The sequence below is a fragment of the Xanthomonas sp. CPBF 426 genome, assembly GCF_903989465.1.
In the GTDB taxonomy this organism is placed as follows: Bacteria; Pseudomonadota; Gammaproteobacteria; order Xanthomonadales; family Xanthomonadaceae; genus Xanthomonas; species Xanthomonas euroxanthea.
In genome coordinates, this window is sequence record NZ_LR861805.1 from 1,545,918 (window position 1) to 1,564,997 (window position 19,080).

At 64.5% G+C, this 19,080-nt stretch carries 13 protein-coding genes; 7 read left to right on the forward strand and 6 right to left on the reverse strand.

Annotation, left to right across the window (positions count from 1 at the left end):
* Window positions 1-172: 172 nt before the first annotated feature.
* Window positions 173-2,428: a methyl-accepting chemotaxis protein gene (locus H7A87_RS06600; protein WP_119128950.1), complete on the reverse strand. Its 2,256-nt coding sequence runs from the start codon at window positions 2,426-2,428 to the stop codon at window positions 173-175.
* 298 nt (window positions 2,429-2,726) lie between these two features.
* On the opposite strand from H7A87_RS06600, the gene H7A87_RS20985 reads away from it, so the two are divergent.
* On the forward strand, window positions 2,727-3,260 hold the full coding sequence (locus tag H7A87_RS20985; protein WP_321186786.1) for a hypothetical protein: 534 nt from the start codon (window positions 2,727-2,729) through the stop codon (window positions 3,258-3,260).
* 215 nt (window positions 3,261-3,475) lie between these two features.
* Here H7A87_RS20985 and H7A87_RS06610 read toward each other — a convergent pair whose 3' ends face one another.
* Complete coding sequence (locus H7A87_RS06610; RefSeq protein ID WP_119128951.1) at window positions 3,476-4,432, reverse strand: GAF domain-containing protein; 957 nt, start codon at window positions 4,430-4,432, stop codon at window positions 3,476-3,478.
* 332 nt (window positions 4,433-4,764) lie between these two features.
* On the opposite strand from H7A87_RS06610, the gene H7A87_RS20810 reads away from it, so the two are divergent.
* The 3 genes from H7A87_RS20810 to H7A87_RS06620 all read left to right on the forward strand — a co-directional run bounded on the left by H7A87_RS20810 (window position 4,765) and on the right by H7A87_RS06620 (window position 7,984).
* Entirely contained in the window at window positions 4,765-5,850 is a 1,086-nt protein-coding gene (locus H7A87_RS20810; RefSeq protein WP_119128952.1) for a histidine kinase, read from the forward strand.
* A complete protein-coding gene (locus tag H7A87_RS06615; RefSeq protein WP_232087942.1) occupies window positions 5,847-6,569 on the forward strand; it encodes a LytTR family DNA-binding domain-containing protein in 723 nt (240 codons plus the stop codon). The genes H7A87_RS20810 and H7A87_RS06615 overlap by 4 nt, the downstream gene beginning before the upstream one ends.
* 65 nt (window positions 6,570-6,634) lie before the next feature.
* Window positions 6,635-7,984 (forward strand): acyl-CoA thioesterase/bile acid-CoA:amino acid N-acyltransferase family protein, encoded by a 1,350-nt coding sequence (locus H7A87_RS06620; RefSeq protein WP_147421098.1) that lies wholly within the window; start codon window positions 6,635-6,637, stop codon window positions 7,982-7,984.
* Between the two features lie 78 nt (window positions 7,985-8,062).
* Here H7A87_RS06620 and H7A87_RS06625 read toward each other — a convergent pair whose 3' ends face one another.
* The gene (locus tag H7A87_RS06625; RefSeq protein WP_232087943.1) at window positions 8,063-8,980 is read right to left on the reverse strand and encodes a LysR family transcriptional regulator; all 918 of its coding nucleotides are present in this window, start codon (window positions 8,978-8,980) and stop codon (window positions 8,063-8,065) included.
* A gap of 96 nt (window positions 8,981-9,076) precedes the next feature.
* Between H7A87_RS06625 and poxB the strand changes: the two genes are divergently transcribed.
* The 3 genes from poxB to H7A87_RS06640 all read left to right on the forward strand — a co-directional run bounded on the left by poxB (window position 9,077) and on the right by H7A87_RS06640 (window position 11,981).
* On the forward strand, window positions 9,077-10,789 hold the full coding sequence (poxB, locus tag H7A87_RS06630) for a ubiquinone-dependent pyruvate dehydrogenase (protein WP_197942531.1): 1,713 nt from the start codon (window positions 9,077-9,079) through the stop codon (window positions 10,787-10,789).
* 4 nt (window positions 10,790-10,793) lie between these two features.
* Window positions 10,794-11,333 carry an FUSC family protein gene (locus H7A87_RS06635; RefSeq protein ID WP_119128956.1) on the forward strand — a complete coding sequence of 180 codons (540 nt, stop codon included), beginning with the start codon at window positions 10,794-10,796 and terminating at the stop codon, window positions 11,331-11,333.
* A gap of 342 nt (window positions 11,334-11,675) precedes the next feature.
* Window positions 11,676-11,981, forward strand: coding sequence for a hypothetical protein (locus tag H7A87_RS06640; protein ID WP_180496916.1), 306 nt, complete (start codon window positions 11,676-11,678; stop codon window positions 11,979-11,981).
* Window positions 11,982-12,164: 183 nt separating this feature from the next.
* Here H7A87_RS06640 and galA read toward each other — a convergent pair whose 3' ends face one another.
* From galA to H7A87_RS06655, 3 genes are all read right to left on the reverse strand, one after another.
* Window positions 12,165-14,732 carry a beta-galactosidase GalA gene (galA, locus tag H7A87_RS06645; RefSeq protein WP_119128957.1) on the reverse strand — a complete coding sequence of 856 codons (2,568 nt, stop codon included), beginning with the start codon at window positions 14,730-14,732 and terminating at the stop codon, window positions 12,165-12,167.
* Complete coding sequence (locus H7A87_RS06650) at window positions 14,729-15,940, reverse strand: arabinogalactan endo-1,4-beta-galactosidase (protein ID WP_119128958.1); 1,212 nt, start codon at window positions 15,938-15,940, stop codon at window positions 14,729-14,731. Before H7A87_RS06650 ends, galA begins: the two co-directional genes overlap by 4 nt.
* Window positions 15,941-16,094: 154 nt before the next feature.
* The gene (locus H7A87_RS06655) at window positions 16,095-18,779 is read right to left on the reverse strand and encodes a TonB-dependent receptor (protein WP_119128959.1); all 2,685 of its coding nucleotides are present in this window, start codon (window positions 18,777-18,779) and stop codon (window positions 16,095-16,097) included.
* Window positions 18,780-19,080: the final 301 nt, after the last annotated feature.

Sequence of the window (19,080 nt, forward strand, 5' to 3'; positions counted from 1 at the left end):
GAAACTCGATAAGGCCGGATGATGCGGATGCGCGATTCGGCGCAAGACATCCATCATTGAAGGCTGGTGCCGGGAACGCTTGCGCTGCATTTTCGGTGGAAAAAAGGAATCGCAAAGGAGCATGTTTCTGGGCGGCAGAGGCCCGGCAGTGCCGGGCCTCCTGAGACGGTGGCTAGAATTCCTGCCAATCCGTGGCGACAGCTGTCGAGGAAACAGCCTGTTGCGGGGCAATGATGTTCGCCTTCGCACGTGCAACCGAAGGCAGCGACCTGGGTCCCGCCGGCTTCCTGCTGGAGACGAGTGCAGCGGTTTGAACAATTGGCGACATCGCGGTGGTGTCAATCTTGAACACCGCAACGGCCTCGGTGAGCTGGACGGCCTGTTCTTCCATGGAGCGTGCAGCGGCAGTGGCTTCCTCCACCAGGGCCGCGTTCTGCTGCGTGGTTTCATCCATCTGCGTTACCGTGATGTTGACCTGCTCGATGCCGGCCGACTGTTCCTGCGAGGCCGCAGAGATTTCACCCATGATGTCGGTGACGCGCTGCACGCTGGAGACGATCTCGGCCATCGTGGTGCCCGCCGTATGCACCAGCGTGGAGCCTTCGGTGACGCGCTCGACAGAGTCGTCGATCAGGGTCTTGATTTCCTTGGCCGCAGCGGTGGAACGCTGTGCCAGCGTCCGCACTTCCGATGCGACCACCGCAAACCCACGGCCTTGCTCACCAGCCCGCGCCGCTTCCACGGCGGCATTCAAGGCCAGGATATTGGTCTGGAACGAGATGCCGTCAATCACGGAGATGATGTCGGCAATTTTCTTGGACGAGGCCTCGATGCCGGCCATGGTCCCCACCACCTTGCTGACGATTTCCCCGCCCTGGGAGGCGACGCCTGCGGCACCGATGGCCAACTGATTGGCCTGGCGTGCGTGCTCCGCATTCTGGCGAACGGTGGAGGTCAGCTCTTCCATGGAGGCAGCCGTCTCCTCCAGGTTGGCGGCCTGTTGTTCGGTGCGCTGCGACAGGTCCTGGTTGCCGGCGGCAATCTCGCTGGCCGCCGAGTTGATCGACACCGCCGATTGCTGGATGCGCCCGACGATCTCTGCAAGCTGCGCGGCGGTGGCGTTGGCGTCGTCGCGCATCTGCGCGAAGACCCCCTTGAACTCGCCCGTCATGCGCGCGGTGAGGTCGCCTGCAGCGATGGATTGCAGCAGCGACGACAGCGATTGCAGGTTGCCGTCCGCGGTGGCCATGAGCAGGTTCAAGCTCTCCACCATGACGCGGAAATCATATTGGAAGCGATCGGCATCGCCGCGCGCGGTGAAGTCACCGTTGGCCGCGGACTGCGCCATCTGCTTGATCTCGATATTCATGGCAGACAGGTTCGCCTTGACCTCGTCCATGGTCTGCGTCAGCACGGCTTTCTCACCGGGCAAGCGCTCCATGCTCTCGCTCAGGTCGCCGATGGCGTAACGCCCCATGATCCGTGCGAGGTTCGACTGCACGGCCAGGTGCGAAGCCACCAGGGCATTGGTGTCCTCGGCCATGCGGCCGTAGTCACCCGGGAAGGCCTGGGCATCCATGCGAAAGCTGGTCTGGCCTTCATCGTGGCGCTTTGCCATGTCGCCCTGCGCGGTCAACAGGGCCTGGAGCTGCGTTTGCATGCCTTGCATGGCGCGTAACAGCCGGCCGGTTTCGTCCTTGGCCTGCGTGTGCACGTCGTTGCCGAGCTGACCATTGGCAATGGCTTCAGCCGCTTTCGTGGCGCGTGCCAGCGGCTGGGTCAGGCTTCGGGTGATGAGCCACGCCAGCAGGCTGCTGACCAGCACGACCGCGGCACCGCCAAGGATGAGCAGGAGCTTGCCCCGGTCCATCGACTTGACTGCTTCTGCGTAGGCCTGCCTGCTCTGTCCTTCCTGGCGGGTGACCAGTTCGCGGATCTTGTCCTGCCAGGCGAGGGTGGCGGGCCGCCCTTGCTCGCTGAGGATGTCCTGGGCCTGCGCGTTCTCGTTCCTGGCTGCCAGTGCGATGACTTCGTCGTTGAACTTCACGGAGGTCGCCCGACGCTCGTCCATCTCGGCACGAATCTTCCGCCCTTCCTCCGAGCTGGACAGCGCGTCCAGCTTGGTGCGCAGCTCCTGGTAGCGCTGGCGCTGCGCGTTGATCGTGGTGAGTGCTTCGGTGTTGAGCTCTTCGCTTGTCGCCATGGCATACGTGCCCAATGCGATCAGCAGCGAGGAGTTGGCATCCAGCATGCCGTTGCCGACCTGGATCTTGGCGGTGCGGTCGAGGACGATGAAGTCCAGCTGCGCTCGCGCGTTCGCCATGGTGCCCAGGCCGGTGGCCACGAGCAGGCCTGAGAGGAGAATCAAGATTCCAAATGCAACGGCCAGGCGGTGGCCGACGTTGAAGCGTTGGAGAAAAGCGATCATGGACGTCCCAGAAGAGATCAGTAGAGGCATCGATGCTCACGCGGTTAGCGAGCCTGGCATCGGTTTCCCAATAACGGCGCTCTCCTCAAAAACTGGAATATCTGTCACTAAACGATAATCTAACCCTTCAGAAAACGTCCGCGCTGTCGGGGTACGCCTGACGCATGTCAGGCGGAGCGGTTGCGCACGTGGGAAGGCAATGCAGTTGAGGGTTCGGCGGTTGTCGATGGCTGATGCGCGATAACACCGATGGCAGGGCTATCCACTTCCGACTAGGCACTGGGGAAGAGATGGAGCAGTGAACGCGCAATGGATGGCAGCAGTGGCGGATGCACTGAGTGACCTGCAGGCGGCAAGAGTGGCTCAAGGCGCGGTGCTTGAGGCGGGGCGCGCCTCGCATCCGGACCCCGCATCGCTGACCGGCTGCCGGGACCGCCTGTCGTCATCCCTGATGGCGACGGTTGCGCAACGCAAAGCCTTGTCGGCAGCGGCGAAGCCGGTCGAGGTTTACACGCTCGAACAGTTGGCGGCATGGAACGATCGCATCGAGCGCTGCGTCCCGCAGGCGAGGACGCAGTCGCAGGCCTGCCCGTTGCTAGGCTGCGCTGACCGAGCCCGTGCTCGACACCTGGCACGTCGCCATCCAGCGTTTGGCGTAGTCATACGCGGCGCGTTGATCGGCAAAGGTGATGCTTCCAGGTTGGCAGCGATGCAAGGTGATGCCGCCGGGCCTGGAAATCAGAAGCTCCGGCAGGAACTTTCCATCGCACGGAACGCTGTGGGCAGTGAGCAGATAATCGCCCACGTGCCGAATTGCGGTGACGCCCAATAGCAATCCTCCTTGATGGGCAGGCACCTACCTTCGTCCAACATCAGTGTCAGACGATTGGCTGTCGATGCTCGCCGGGTGACACGCCATCATTGAAGAAAACAGCGCAATCCACTATCGGCAATAGACGAACGTGACTGTAAGTATTTTCCTGACCCGCCAATGGCGGTGCCGCTGCCAACGCTCCGTGCCCGCGGCCTGTAAGGCTTGGCCCGGTCCTACCGGGCGGCCGACGGGATCGGATGCGCATTGCCTTCGGCCGGATTTGCGCTTGGCAGGGGACCCACCTTGATGAGCTGATCGATATTGTCGAGCTGCTGCATTTCCTTGAACCAGCTGGCTCCCCATCGCGCGCTGAGCCCCTCTGCGTTCAAGGACGACTGGATACGCCGGGCGACCGACACCAACCCGGCTTCGCTGCTGCCAGGCAGGAACAGGGCGAACTCTCCGCGCGCCAGCTGCGCCAGGCTGTCCTGGGGACGGGTGGCCTGCTTCAGCAGGGCAATGGCCTTCGCTACGTTCTGCTCTGGCCCGACGCCGTCGGCCGAGCTGTTGGCGTCCACGTCAAAGCGCAATACGCCGCCTTGCTCGTTGCGATGGCGATGATCCGCCGCTGCCTGCAGGACATCACGGAACGTCCCGAGATCGTGGAGGCCGGCCACCGCTTGTGCATTTTCCATGACCTGCGGATCAGCCGGCAGCCGTTGCACCTCGGCCAGGTGCTGGGCCCACGATCCGGCCAGGACCCGTCCAAAGGTTTCAACCAGCGGCAGGAGGTGCTCGAGTTTGTCGTCAACGACCCGGTTGTCCAGCCCGCAGAGCATCCCCTCGACCTTGCCAGGGATTCGAATCGGCACGCCCAGGTAGCTTGCGATACCCAGCCGTGTCGCCACGGCGGATTGGGCCAGGTGTTCGACTTTCTGCAGGTCTGGGGCGAACTGGGGGCCGCCCATGACGATCATGCTGCGGCACACCGACTCGGGCCAGCTCAAGGACTGGTCGACCTTCAACCCGAAGGAGGCGTCGGTGCAGCCACGGATGATCCAATGATCGTTTTTGACCTCGGCAAGCACCCAGGTTTTCAGCGGCGTCAGCTCGGCAAGCCGCTCAAGCAGCTCGCTCGCGGTGTCTGCCATGCCGGAGAAGGGGACTTGGGTTCTGAGTTCGGTCGACATGGAGCGGCAGCGTTTGGGATGCATCTGATATCGGCAGTAAAGGATCTACCTATAGCGAGACCTCGCGCCATTTTCTGAACGGCGGAAGGCCGCCACCGGGCAGGCGTAGGTCGGCCTTAGTCGACACTCGGCTGGACCGCTGTCCCCCACGAGATGGTGAACTGCGGAGGCGAGCGGGCGAGCCAGGCCGCTGCCGTAAGGGCGCAAGCGAGGCGTGGCAGGGAACATCGACGCCGACGGTAGAGGCGCCGGGCAGGCGAAGGCGCCAGGTGCGCCATGTCGTGGATATCGGTGATGTGGGGTAATCTGCGCCGTCCCGAGCATGACCGTCCATGCGGACACACACTTCTTCGATTGCCAAGCGTCCATTGGTTCCGGTAGGCCCCCACTGGGCGGGCATCGCCGTGCCATGGCTCGTGCTCGCGCTGGCCTACGCTCCCGCGGTGGCCCTGACATCGCTGGCCGACAAGCCGCGCGGTGCTCTGGGCCTGCTCGGTGCCTTCCTGTTTCTGGTGGGAAGCTACGTGCCTTGGGCAGCGCTCACGCCGACGCTTCTCTGGCTGTCCAGACGATGGATCATTGGAACAGGGCGAAGCACGCGTCATCTGGCATTGATCGCCTTGACCGGCCTGGTGGCCATACCGGTGTTGACGGTGCTGGGCTGGGTGCTTGGCCATGGTCTCTTGCACCTGGCAGGGTTCGAGGGCATGGGGTGGCGTGATCTCCAAGGCGGCCAGGGCGCCCTCACCGCGACGACCCTGTTCGCTATTCCCCTTTATTTGGTCGTCATGGGGGCAGGGCAGCTCTGGGGCCACCTGGTCTTGAGAAGTGAGCGAGAGCTGCTGCTGGCCCGAGTGAACGAACAGGCGCTGCGGTCCAGGTTGCATCAGCACTTCATCTTCAATGCGCTCAATGCGATCGGAGAGCTTGGCTATCGTGACGCTGCTCGGGCGGACCTTGCGCTTGGCCATGTAGCGAACCTTCTTCGCGCGATGCTGGAAAGCGCGCCCGTGGTATCGCTAAGGGAAGAGATAGGCGCAAGCGCGGAGTTCATCGAGTTGCACCAGGTGCTGTCTGGTGACATCACGTTCAATATCGATGTAGAGCCGCGGGCATGGAATGCCCCGGTGTCCTCGATGGCATTGCAGCCGTTGCTCGAAAACGCCATCCAGCATGGAGCACGGGTGGGTGGCTTTGTTCGTATCGAAGTGAAGGCCATTGTCGAAAACGCCGAGCTCATGATCACTGTGGTGAACCCGATCGGTGGCGATCAGCCCGGGGGGCTGGGCATAGGGTTGGATCACCTGAGGAGGCGATTGGCTCTCACCCATGGCGCAGCGGCATCGTTGTCCACGGAGCGGCAGGCGACCTGCTTTGTCGCAACGCTCCGTTTCCCGGTGGGGACGGAGGCAGCGTGATTCGTACCCTGGTCGTCGATGACGTGGCGCTTGCGCGCGACCGGCTTGTGCGTTTTCTTGCGTCCGAGCCCGATGTCCTCGTGGTCGGTGAAGCGGCCACCCTCGAAGCCGCGCTTGCGCGGGCCAGGCTTGGAGATGTCGACCTGGTCCTGCTGGACATCGGTCTGCCCGATGGCAGTGGCCTGGACCTTGTGCGTCACCTGGAAACGCTCGTGCCACATGTCGTCTTCGTCACCGCCTACAGCGTGCACGCGGTGCGCGCGTTCGACGCCGGGGCACTGGATTACCTTCTCAAGCCGGTGGATCCCAAACGCCTGCAGCTTGCGATACGCCGCGTGCGGCAGCGCATCGACGGCAAGGGTGCGCAGACGGCCCGCCTGGCCGTTGACGTGGGGGATCGCACCGTCTACCTGGCACCGGCGCAGATTGACTATGTCGAGGTGGCGGGCCATTACGTCTGTATCCACGCCGGAAAGGACACGTATCTGCGCCGCGATAGCCTGGCAAACCTGGCCGATTGCCTTGAGCCACATGGATTTGTCCGTATCCATCGATCGTCCCTGGTGAATGTGACGCGTGTCGTGGCGCTCCGTCCGGCGCGGAACCAGGATGCTCAACTGGAGCTTCTAGGCGGCGCAACGCTGCGGGTGAGCCGACAGTTTCGAGGACAACTCCAGGCGCGCCTGCCCACCTTGTCTCAGCCGCTGTTGCACGACTGAGGTCGTCGGACGCACGAGTCGCGCCACACGCAGCCAAAGCCGAGTGCGGGGGGTGCATCGTCCCGGTGTCCTTTCCCGATTTTTCCGTTATGCACCGACTCGCCATCGTCCTTGTTGCATTGCTGGGCTGCAACACCGCCTCTGCGGCAGATCTTCGCGTCTGGTCATTGGACAGCGGCGCAGATGCGCCCCTGGGTGTGCACGTCTCAGGCATGCAGCCCACCGAGCTTGTGGAACTCAGGCTCTCCATGAGGGATGCCAAGGGCAACCTCTGGCGCTCGAGCGCGCTGTACCGTGCGGATCTGGACGGCAGGGTGGATCCATCGAGCACGGCGTCGGAAGCGGGAACCTACGTCGGAGTCGATGAGGCGGGATTGTTTTGGTCGATGCGGCCGGAGGGGCCCGCCAGGCCTTCGCCCTTTCCCATCAGGAGGAGGGACGCGGATCTCAGGTTTGCACCGGCTCAGTTCACGGTGGAGATGGTGCTGGCCGGGCGGGTAGTTGATACCGTCGAGATGCGACGATGGATCGATGGTGAAGGCGTCTCGGCATTCGCGGTGCATTCCCCCGGACTTGTTGCCCACGTTTACGCGCCCAGAAGTGCGTTGGTGGACGGACGCCGCCATCCCGCCGTCATTACCCTGGGTGGTTCCGAGGGGGGTATCGACAGTGCAGACATGTATGCCGCCTGGCTGGCATCGCATGGGTTTGTGGCGATGTCCGTCGGCTACTATCGCTTGCCTGGATTGCCCAAGGATCTCGTGCGGGTGCCGATCGATCCTGTCTCGGTGGCCGTGGATTGGCTACAGAAGCAACGCTACGTCGACCCATCCGGGATTGGAGTGCTGGGCGGCTCATGGGGCGGCACTATTGCGATGGCGGCGGCATCGCATGATCAGCGACTCCACGCCGTGGTTTCGCTGGTGGGAAGCCCGGCGCCCTTTCGGGGCATCCAGCGAGACGTCGAGCCGGCTGACTTCCGTGCCGTCGACAAGCCCGGCTTGACCCTTGCAGGGAAGGACCTGCCATTCCTGCCCTACCGTGCGGGCGCCTCCTGGCTGGACGACACGGATTTGCAGGCCCAGGCGGCATTGAAGGCCGCAATGTTGCCCCTTGAAAAGATCAACGGCCCGCTGATGCTTGTCGCGGCAGGGGACGACCAACTGGGTCTTTCCGGCCAGATGGCGGCGGTGGCAAAGCGTTACCTGGCCCAGCACGCGCGCAAGCAGCCCGACCAGATCCTCTATTTCAGCGATGCGGGGCATCTGATCTCGCCGCTGTGGCAGCCAACAACCTACCGGCATGAGTTGGGTCCTCATCTTCAGGTCGGAGGCAGCCCTCAGGGGTATGCAAGAGCCGACCGGGAAAGCGGCGCGGCTGTCATTCGTTTCCTACGCGCTGCCCTGCAGCGATGAGTGATGGGCACACGTGTGCGATGCAATCGCAAATCAGGCCATGCGATCTGACAAACCAGCGCAGCGTCCAGGCTGGCCTCACGCTGTCGTCCGGCTTCCGGCCTGCTGGATCAATTGCACTGCGGCCACGAAACCGGACACCAGCGGAGAAAGGTCGTCTGCACGGGTGGCCAGTGCGATAGGCGCGTGTAGCGTCTGGCCAGCGATCCTTCGGTAGGTGACGCCTTCGTTTTGAATGCGGCTGACCGATTGCGGAATGACCGACACGCCGAACCCCGCCGCCACCATGGGAATGATGGACGCGATCTGGGACGCCGCCTGTCCCAGGCGAGGGGTGAACCCCGCATCGCGGCAGGCGGACATCACGGTGTCGTAAAGCCCCGTGCCGATGGTGCGAGGAAACAGGATCAAGGTTTCGCCCGCTGTGGCAGACAGGGGGAGCGGCGTTTCACCGTCGAGCGGATGGCCGCTTGGAACGGCGATGACCATCTCCTCGTCTACGAAGGGGCGCACCGTCACGCGATCATCCTGGTCAACCGGCGGGCGGATGAATGCCACATCCAGTCTGTTGTCACGCAAGCCCGCCAGCAGCGCGGGCGTATTGCTCTGTTCGGGCGACAGCACGACATCGGGATGCCGGGTGCGAAAGGCCTGGATCGCTGCAGGAATGGCGGGGTTGAAATAGGTTGCGCCAGCAAAGCCGACACGCAACTGCCCGGCTTGCCCTTCGCCATGACGCCGCGCGTCGGCCAGGGCAGCGTCCAGCCGCGCAAAGATTTCGGTTGCCGACAGTTGCAGACTTCGCCCCGCAGCCGTGAGCTCCACGCCGCGTGACCGGCGACGAAAAAGCCGCGCACCGACGATGTCTTCCAGCTGTTGGATCTGCATGCTCAGCGGCGGTTGCCGGATTCCAATCTTCTGGGCCGCACGCGTGAAGTGGAGTTCGTGCGCGAGAACGAGGAAGTAGCGCAGATGCCGGAGGTCGATGTTATTCATATTTGGATATCAAAAACGCGATTTTAATATATTGAAAGCTTAGCTACGATGCGTGCACTTCGAAACGCAAGGAACCACGCCGCCATGTCCCTCACAATCGCCGACCTGATCGCCAATACCCTCGCGGACGCGGGCGTGAGACGGATCTGGGGCGTCACAGGTGACAGCCTCAACGGCCTCAATGACAGCCTGCGCCGGCTCGGCAAGATCGACTGGATGCATGTGCGCCATGAGGAAACCGCTGCATTTGCCGCTGGCGCGGAAGCGGCGATCACCGGACAACTCGCGGTCTGTGCCGGCAGTTGCGGGCCGGGCAACCTGCATCTGATCAACGGCCTGTTTGACTGCAAGCGCAATCATGTTCCCGTGCTGGCGATCGCCGCGCACATCCCATCGTCGGAGGTCGGATCGGGCTATTTCCAGGAAACCCATCCGCAGGAACTGTTTCGCGAGTGTGCCGACTTCATCGAGCTGGTCTCCAACCCCGCGCAGATGCCCGGACTGCTGCATCGGGCGCTAAACACCGCCATCGGCCGTCACGGTGTCTCCGTGCTCGTCATCCCCGGCGATGTGGCGCTGCTGCCCGCCCCGGCGATCGCCCCCTGGAATGCCGCACTGCCCAAACCCGCGCGCACACTTCCCGCCGTCAGCGAAATCGAGACGCTGGCGGAGCGATTGAATGCCGCCAGGACCATCACCATCCTCGCCGGCAGCGGATGCGCAGGCAGTCACGATGCCCTGGTTGCGCTGGCGGCCAAGCTGAACGCGCCAATCGTGCATGCGCTCCGCGGCAAGGAACATGTCGAGTGGGACAATCCCTACGATGTCGGCATGACGGGGCTGATCGGCTTCTCCTCCGGCTATCACGCGATGCTGTCGAGCGACACGCTGTTGATGCTGGGCACGGACTTTCCCTATCGCGCCTTTTATCCCAACGGCACGCAGGTGCTTCAGATCGATCGTGACCCCGGCGCCCTCGGTAAGCGCGTTGCGCTGACGCAAGGGCTGGTCGGCGATGTGGGGGAGACGCTCGCAGCCCTCCTGCCGCTGTTGAACCAGCGCACGGATCGTGCCTTCCTGGAGTCGGCGCGCCAGCACTACGCGCAGGCGCGCAAGGGACTGGACGATCTTGCCGTTGCATCGCCGCCAGGAAGGCCGATCCATCCCCAGTATCTTGTTCGCCGTATCAGCGAGCTCGCAGCGCAAGATGCCATCTTCACCGCGGACGTCGGCACGCCGACGGTTTGGGCGGCACGCTATCTGGCCATGAACGGCAAGCGCCGCCTGCTCGGTTCATTCAACCATGGATCAATGGCCAATGCGTTGCTCCAGGCCATCGGAGCACAGGCGGCCGCGCCGGAGCGGCAGGTGGTGTCGCTCTCAGGCGACGGCGGATTTTCCATGATGATGGGCGACTTCATTTCCCTGTCTCAGCTCGGGCTGCCGGTGAAAGTGATCGTCATCAATAACGGCTCGCTGGGCTTTGTGGCAATGGAAATGAAGGCCGGCGGGTATCTGGACACGGGCACAGACCTGAAGAATCCCGATTTCGCCGCCATGGCGACGGCGATGGGTGTCAAGGGCATACGGGTGGAGCAATCGGACGATGTCGACGATGCGCTGCGCACGGCCTTTGCCCACCCCGGGCCGGTGCTGGTGGACGTGGTGACTGCCAAGCAGGAACTCGTGATGCCGCCAAAGATCCAGCTCGAGCAGGCCAAAGGCTTCAGCCTCTTCATGCTGAAAGCGCTCATCAACGGACGTGGTGACGAGGTGGTCGATCTTGCCCGCACCAACCTGAGGTTCTGATCGGATGATGGGCCTGGCAGATCCAGACGACCGAGCCGAAATCGTCCAGTCGCGGGCCGAGAAGCACGCCCGCGATGTCGCGTTCGTGCTGCGCTGCTCGGGGGCGGCGACCGTGTCCTTCATGCTCGGGCAGGCTGTCGGGCTCCCCCATCCGGTTTGGGCGGCAATGTCCGGCATCATCGTCTCCCAGGAGAGGCTGGGTGAAACACGCGACGCAACAGTGAGCCGTCTGCTCGGCACGCTGGTTGGCGTGGCCATCGCGGTGACGGTCGGGACGTTGACCACATCATTGGAGATCGACATCGCCGCCAAAGTCGCCATGTCCGTCGGGCTTGCGGCAGCGGTCGCGCGTCTTTATCCGCCTCTGCGGGTGTGCATGTGGACGTGCCCCATCGTGTTTCTGACTGGAGACCCGGAACGCTCCTATCTTCTGGTCGGTGTCTATCGCGGCACCGAGGTTCTTCTCGGGGGCATCACCGGTGCGCTGCTGCATGTCATGGCCGAGGCCGTTATCCGCCGGATCTTCGATCATGGTCGGCAATGACGGCGTGCGCGCAGCGCCCCCCATGGTCCGGGCAATGAGCGCGGGATGTCGAGCGGCATCGCCTCCGACAATGGCCGCGCCTGTGATGCGGACGTCGGGCGCTGCCTGGAGACCGAGGGATTGCGTTTATCGTCGCTGCTGGCGGAAGTGAGCGTGACGTTGTCGCGTTGGGTCCTGCTTGCGCGTTCGTCGCGATATGCAAGACCTGCGTGAGGCGGGCCCGCGCGCGCCGCGACACCGGGGAGGCGTGTTCGCCGGCACCGGGCCGATGATGGCTGCACATGGCCGTGCCAGCGGAGGCGCTACCGTGTGGGGCACATCACGCAGGCGGTCCGGTCGGGTATGGAACAGAAACAACATGAGTGGATGCAGGCCGTGACCGAGGCGCTCAGCGACCTGCTGGCCGCACGCGTGGCCCAGGCCACGCTGCTGGAAGCGATGATGGTCTCGCATCCCGACCCGGTGATGCTGCGCAAGGCATGGGACGAGTTGGCGTCCCAGCGCATCGCATATGTCGCGCAGAAAAAAGCGGTGGCCGCCGATCCACGGCCGATGGATGCCTACACGCTCGAGCAGTTCCAGGCTTGGGAAGAAAAACTCAGCCGCTACTTTCCGCGTGCGCCGGATGCGCAGCGCCCGGATGCATGAACTGGCCGGTCAATGGCTCACTCGCGTGACGTAGCGGCGATGGGCCGGGCGGGTGTGGCCACTCTGCACGACGCTTGTGCAGGCGGGCGCCAGTGCCGGGAGCCGGTCATGGCTCCCGGGCCTGCGGTCAGTTGGTGCTGACGTGATTTTTGGTGATCAACGCAGCCGCTGCTCCGGCTAGCGTCAGGCCACCGATGCGCGCAGCCTGGCCTTGTCGGCATCCAGGCGCAGGGTGGCAGCGGCGAGGCCGGGCGCGGTGGCCTGCAGCACGATGCTGCCGGCGCTGCGCGTGCTCTGCAGCAGGGCCGCACAGAGTCCATTGAAGGCCTTGCGTTGCGGCGCCTTGTCGTCCTCGTGGCTGGCAGGATCGCCGTTGCCCACGCCGATCAACCGCGCCGGGCCGCGCAATGCGAACTGCACCAGGGTATCGGCGGTGGGAACGACGCGGCCCTGTGCATCGACGATTTCCACCTTGACCACCGCCACGTCTTCGGCATCGGCGCGCACTGCATTGCGGTCGCAGCTCAGGCGGATCGCTGCCGGCGTGCCGGCCGTCTCGCGGCGTTCGCTGCGCACCAGTTTGCCGCCGCGATAGCCCCGGGCCTCGATCACGCCGGGTGCGTAGACCACGCGCCATTCGACATGGCCGTACGCAGGGACCTGCTGCAGGCCCTGGCTGACGCCGTTGACCAGCAGTTCCACCGCTTCGAGATTGCTGTGGCACCAGACCGCGACGCGGCCCTTGTCGTCGGGCTGCAGCAGGCCGTCCCAGTTCCAGTGCGGGAACAGATGCAGCACCGGTTCGCCGGTCCATTGCGCGCGGTAGTACCAGTAGTTGTCCTTGGGGAAGCCGCAGCTGTCGAGCACGCCGAACTGCGAGGCGACATTCGGCCAGCGGTTGTAGGGCGTGGGTTCGCCGCGGTAATCGAAGCCGGTCCAGATGAAGCCACCTGCGATAAACGGGCGCTGGGCGACATAGCTCCACCAGGCTTCGGCGGTACTGGCCCACCAGGGGTGGTCGGTGTCGTAGGCGCGGGTGTAGCCGCGCGTGTCGTCGCGCTGGTAGTTGCCGCGCACCGACACGGTGCTTCCGGTTTCGCTGCCATAGATTGGAATGTGGGGGTACTGCGCATGGAAGCCGTCCATCTGGCTGGTGCGGTAGTTGAAGCCGACCACATCCACGACCTGGCCGACGCCATCGCCAAAGCCCTTGTCCATGGCGAAGGTGGTGGGGCGGGTGGGATCGAGCTGACGCACGCGTTGCTGCATGCGGCTGACGATGCGCGCGCCACGCTCGGTGACCTGCTGCGGCTCTTCGTTGCCGAGCGACCACAGGATCACGCTGGGATGATTGCGCCCGCGCCGCACCATCGTCTCCAACTCGCCCATCGCTTCGGGGTCGGTGGACATGCGGCGGGTCTCTTCGATCACCAACATGCCGAGCCGATCGCAGAGTGCGAGCAGTTCGGGCGTGGCCGGATTGTGCGAGCTGCGGTAGGCGTTGCAGCCCATCGACTTGAGCTGGCGCAGGCGCCATTCGTGCAGGCTGTCCGGGATGGCGGTGCCGACGCCGGCGTGATCCTGGTGGTTGTTGGTGCCATGCAGCTTGAGTGGTGCGCCGTTCAACAGGAAGCCGCGTTGTGCGTCGAAGACAGCCGTGCGCACGCCGAACGGCGTGACCACCGCATCGACCGCCTTGCCATCGCTGTGCACGCTGGTGGTCAGGTGGTAGAGCTGCGGGGTGTCGATCGACCACAACGCAGCCTGGCCAAGCGGCAGGGTCTGCTCGACGCGCTGTACCTGGCCGGGTGCAACGGTGACCGTGGCGCTGGCTGCCTGTGCAACGACGCGGCCATCCGGCGCGGTCACGCGCACCTGCACCGTGCATTGGCGCGCGCCGCCGCCATCGTTGCGCACTTCGGTGGACAGCTGCGCGGTGGCGTTGTCGCCGTGCACGGTGCTGCGCACGAACACGCCGTCCTGCGGCAGATGCAGCGGGTCGGTCTTGTGCAGCCACAGATGGCGGTAGATGCCGGCGCCTTCGTAGAACCAGCCTTCGCCCAGCGTGGCATCCACGCGCACGGCGATGAGGTTGGGCTTGCCGTAGTCGAGCACTTCGCTGAGATCGACCTCGAAACCGCAATAGCCGCTGGCATTGCGCCCGACGATGTGGCCGTTGCAGAACACGATGCAGTCGCGGAACACACCGTCGAACACCAGGCTGATGCGCTTGCCCAGATCGCTTGCGGGAATCTGCAGCGTGCGCCGATACCAGCCCACGCTGGTTTCCGGAAAGCTGGTGCCCAGCGGCTTGTAGCCGTGCGCAGCGGCCGGGTCCTCTTCGGTGATGGTGGCCGAGATCGGTTCCTGCCGGAAGGGCAGGGTGACCGCCCAGTCGTGCGGCAGATCCAGCAGTTCCCAGCCACTGTCGTCGAAGGCGAGCTGCGCGGCGGTGGCGGTGTCCTTGCCGGCCTTGGCGAAGCTGCGCTGGAAGGTGCCGAACTCGAAGTCGCGCGACGGGTCGCTGGCGTGACCAAGATGGAAGCGCCAACCGAAGTCGAACAGCAGCCGTTCGCGCGGCGCCAGGGCTGCATCGCCGAGTGCGGCAAGCGGCGTGGCGTTGTCGGCTGCAGCTGGCGCTGCAGCGGCGATGGCGGGCAGCAACGCACCGGCCGTACCGACCGGAAGTGCGGCGCCCACGCCGCTGGCGAGCATGCCGCGCAGCAGTTCGCGGCGATTGATGCCGGTCATGGCTGGGTCCTCCTGCGGGCGTCGGTGGGCTTGCCTGGGGTGATCGACGCAGGCTTGGCTGCTGCAGGCTGACCGGACGCCGGCACGCCGGTATACGGGTGACGCATGAAGTCGATCGCCGGCAGCACGTCATTGGCGTGCTTGAAGTCGAAGAAGCTGGCGTTTTCCCACGACGAGCCGGTGCCCCAGCGCGTCTTGCAGCTGCTGCTGGTCCATGCCGGCTCCCAGTACACGACGCCGGCGCCGCCGGTGTCGATCACCAGTTGGGTGAGGTCGACCATGTAGCGGAACTGGCCCTGCGGGGTGGCCGGGTAGCCGGCAATCAGCGAATCCTCGCCGAGCAGGTTGTGCGAGGTGTCGCCGGGCTCCAGCGTCCACGGATAGGCGGTTTCCACCACCACCACATCGGTGTCGTATCGGCCGCGCAGGCGCTTGATGGTCTTGCCCAGCTCGGCCATCGACTGGGTCGACCATTTGCGGTAGTAGCTGATGCCGATCAGGTCGTAGTCGGTGACGCCGGCCTTGGTGGCTGCGGCAAACCACGGCTCCACATTCTCCGGCTGGGCGATATGCAGCATCACCCGCGGCTTGATCGTGGAGCGTGCGCCGATGTCGCGTACCGCCTTGATGCCGGCGTTGAACAGCTTGGCGTTGCGCTGCCAGTCGATGGGGCGCTTTTTGTCCCATGGCTGGCTGTCCATCAGATCGGAATTGCTTTCGTTGCCGACCTGCACCAGCTCCGGCATCAGGCCAGCACGGTCGAGCGCGCTGAGCGTGTCATAGGTGAAACCGTACAGCGTGCGCGCCAGTTCATCGGTATCGGTGATGCTGGCCCAGGCCTTGGGAATCAGCTGTTTTTCGCCATCGGCCCAGTCGTCGGAATAGTGCAGGTCCAGCAGCACCTGCATACCCTGCGCACGTGCGCGCGCGATGGTCTTCTTGACGTCGGACAGGTCGCTGTAGCGGGTCCAGCGGGCATCGTTCCACAACCGCACGCGCACCAGGTTGGCGCCGTGCGCATGGAACAGTTCGAATGGGTCCTTGACCACGCCGTTCTCGCGGTATTGCACGCCGCATTCCTCCATCTCGTTGACGTAGGACAGGTCTGCGCCCAGATACAGCGTGGCGGGGGCCGGGGCGGCGTGTGCGAAGGTGGATATGGCCAGCGCGAGCAGCGCGGGTGTCCAGAGGCGACGTGTGGAGCGCATGCAATTCCTCGACAGATAGAGCGCGGAGCGGTGACAGCCTGCCGCAGGCGGCGGTGCCGTCGTGCGGTCGGTGCGCAATCGCACCGCTGCTGACGGAGACGATTGCGCACCGCCCGCAGCTGTGGAGCAGTCGTGCAGCGGAAGTCAGCGACGCTTAGAACTTGTAGGTCGCTTCCAGCGAGTAGCGACGGCCAAACACCTGGTAGCCGCCGTCGTCCTGGTTGGCCAGGCGGTTGGGCTTGTTGTCGGTATAGGCGCGCAGCGGTTCGTTGGTGAGGTTGCCGGCCTGGAAGCGGAAGCCAAGCTGCTTGCTGTACTGCCAGTTCAGGCTCAGATCCACCGTGCCTTCGCTCTGCAGCCGTGCCAGGCGCGCCGCATTCCAGCCATACACCACGGTGTAGGGGCTGTGGTACTTGTAACCCACGCGCGCTTCGAAGCTGCCGTTGCTGTACCACAGGTCGAAGGTGCCGGTCTTGCGTGCCAGCCCGCTCAGCGGCAGCGGGTTGTTCTCCGGCGAGAACTCCTTGAGGTTGGAATCGACCAGCGAGAAGTTGGAATAGACGCCGAAGTTCTCCATGTGCGGGATGAAGTAGAACGGCGTCTGGAAGGTGAGTTCCACGCCGTTGATATGCCCGCCACCGCCGTTGAACGGGGCGCTGACCAGGTAGTCCAGGCCGTTGATGATTTCGCGGTCGGTACGGTAGCCGATGCTGGAATCCACTTCCTTGCGGTACACGGCCAGTGCGGCGAGCGCTTCCTTGTGGAAGTACCACTCGTAGGACAGGTCGACCTGGGTGGCCTTGAACGGATCCAGCTGCGGGTTGCCGCCGCTGCCGGTGAGCTGGCCGATGGTGACGTTGGGGTCGTCCAGGCGCCGGCCGGTGCGCAACTCGTCCAGCGGCGGACGGGCGATGACCTTGGCCACCGCAAAGCGCAGGATGCGTTGATCGTCGATCAGGAAGTTGACGGTGGCACTGGGCAACACGTCGGTGTATTCCTTGCGGTCGCTGCTTGCCTGCACGGTGGTGCCGACCGAATCGAAGCCATCGCTGGTGGTCTTGGTGTTGACCAGGCGCACGCCGATATTGCCGGTGACATCGGTGCCGAACAGCTGCGAGCTGAAGACCGCCTTGGCGAAGGCTTCGCGCACGTCTTCCTTCACGTTCCAGTGGTCCAGCAACTGCTCGTTGAGCGTGGCCGGGTCGAACCCGCCGAAGCCGATCTCGGCGATGGCATCCATGTTGCCGCCGGTCAGGGTGGGCACGTTCAAGTCCGGCATGGTGACCGGGTAGATCAGGCCCTGATAGGCCGAGATCGGCTGGTCATAGCCGGACTGGTTGCTGATGAAGCGGCGGTTCTGCTTCTCGCGGCGCGCGGCACGTGCGCCGAACTCCAGCGAGGTGAATGCAGCGGCATCGATCGAGCGGCTGGCGTTGAGCGCCAGCGCGGCGATCTTGTCGCGCAGCCCCTGCGGCTCGGTCTGGCCGGCGATGCCCCATTCGGGCGTATCCGAGCTGGTGCGGATAGTGGGGGTGACGCTGCGGCGGAAATCGAACGAGACGGTATCCGGGTTGCTGCCGAAGCGCACCGCCTGCCAGGTGTTGTCGCGCTTGGCCTGCGAGAACGACAGGTCGCTGCCCAGCGTCCACACATCGCCGCTCCACTTGGCGTTCAGGCCGCCGGCGGTGAGCGTCTTGACCTCGTTGTAGTGGCTGACCACATGGTCGACCTGCAGGTTCGAGTTGGCCAGCGTGCCGGCCACCACATCGCCATCGACGATGGTGTAGGACGAGCCCGGCGTGGTGTACGGATTGGCGCCGGTCGAGAAGGTGCTGTAGGCCAGGCCGTTGAACCAGTTCTGCAACTGGTCTTCGTCGATCTCGATACGCGAGTACAGGCCGTCGAACTTCAATTCGAAGTTGCCCGAGCGCCATTGCACGGTGCCCATCGCACCGGTGCGGGTCTGGTCGGTCAGCTTCAGCTGGTCGGCCGCGCCGAACGGAGTCGGGTCCACGGTCCCGTCGCCATCCACATCGCGTGAGGTGGTGGCATCGGTATAGCCCCAGCTGCCGATCGAGGAGTTGGAATTCTTCTGCTTCTGGTAGGTGGCGCCCAGCGCAACGGCCAGGTTGTCGTTGATCTGGTGCACCCAGCTGGCGCCGAAGCGGCTGCCCCACGGGGTGTAGCCATCCACGTCCTTGGCGTGGTCATAGAACACCGGGCCGGCGGTGCCGACAAAGCCCGGGCCGGTGTAATCCAGCGGGCTGATGGTGGAGATGTCCACCGTTGCCGCGAGACCGCCGGCGACCAGGTCCGCCGACTGGGTCTTGTAGACCTTGACGGTGGAGACGATCTCGGTGGGAAACACTTCCCAGCGCACCGCGCGATTGGGCTCGGAGGAGGCGATCTCGCGTCCGTTGACGGTCCCCATGGTCATGCGCGGGCCAAGGCCGCGCACGGTGGCCAGGCTCTCGTTGCCGCGGTCGCGGGTGCCGTTGACGCCGGGCAGGCGCACCAGCGCTTCGGCCACGGTGACGTTGGGCATCTGCCCCATGTTGTCTGCGGAGATCACTTCCATGACGTGATCGGACATCTGCTTGGCCTGCACCGCCTGATTCAGGCTGGCGCGCTGGCCAATCACGGTGACGTTGTCGAGCGTGACCGGCGGCGCAGCCGCGGTGGTGGCATCGGTGGCCGGCGCTGCGGCAGGCGCGCTGTCCTGCGCGTGCGCACTGAAGGCGGTGGCCAGCACGCAGGCGATGGTGGTGCAGAGGACGTCGCGCACGGGTGTGCGGCGCAGGCGCCGGCTGGCCGGGTGGCCGGTGTGGTGAACGGGCATCGTTTGATCCCTCCCAGGACAAAGTTACCGAATGAAATAGTGGCCGCTGGTGCGGCGCTCTGGCGCGGCTGCGCGCGGGTGCGTCCGGCGCGGGCATGGCGGTTGCTGCGGTACTGCGGTGTGGAGCCGATTGGTCGTTTGCGTGACGCTGTGACGATCGTCGATCGCCCTGGCGTCCCCCTGTCCTGCATGTGTCCGCTTCAGGGTAGAAGCGCAAGTCATTCCATTCCAATGAAGCATTTTGCGTGAGCTATCTCGCGTTGGAATGCTGCACTGCAGCGGTAGCGTCTGGTTCGTCACC

Bases quoted from the DNA above. Each gene is read 5' to 3' on its own strand.
- H7A87_RS20810 (WP_119128952.1), top strand. From the start codon at position 4,765: ATGCGGACACACACTTCTTCGATTGCCAAGCGTCCATTGGTTCCGGTA.
- H7A87_RS06635 (WP_119128956.1), top strand. From the start codon at position 10,794: ATGATGGGCCTGGCAGATCCAGACGACCGAGCCGAAATCGTCCAGTCG.
- H7A87_RS06655 (WP_119128959.1), bottom strand. From the start codon at position 18,779: ATGCCCGTTCACCACACCGGCCACCCGGCCAGCCGGCGCCTGCGCCGC.
- H7A87_RS06600 (WP_119128950.1), bottom strand. From the start codon at position 2,428: ATGATCGCTTTTCTCCAACGCTTCAACGTCGGCCACCGCCTGGCCGTT.
- H7A87_RS06610 (WP_119128951.1), bottom strand. From the start codon at position 4,432: ATGTCGACCGAACTCAGAACCCAAGTCCCCTTCTCCGGCATGGCAGAC.
- H7A87_RS06640 (WP_180496916.1), top strand. From the start codon at position 11,676: ATGGAACAGAAACAACATGAGTGGATGCAGGCCGTGACCGAGGCGCTC.
- H7A87_RS06625 (WP_232087943.1), bottom strand. From the start codon at position 8,980: ATGAATAACATCGACCTCCGGCATCTGCGCTACTTCCTCGTTCTCGCG.
- galA (WP_119128957.1), bottom strand. From the start codon at position 14,732: ATGACCGGCATCAATCGCCGCGAACTGCTGCGCGGCATGCTCGCCAGC.
- H7A87_RS06650 (WP_119128958.1), bottom strand. From the start codon at position 15,940: ATGCGCTCCACACGTCGCCTCTGGACACCCGCGCTGCTCGCGCTGGCC.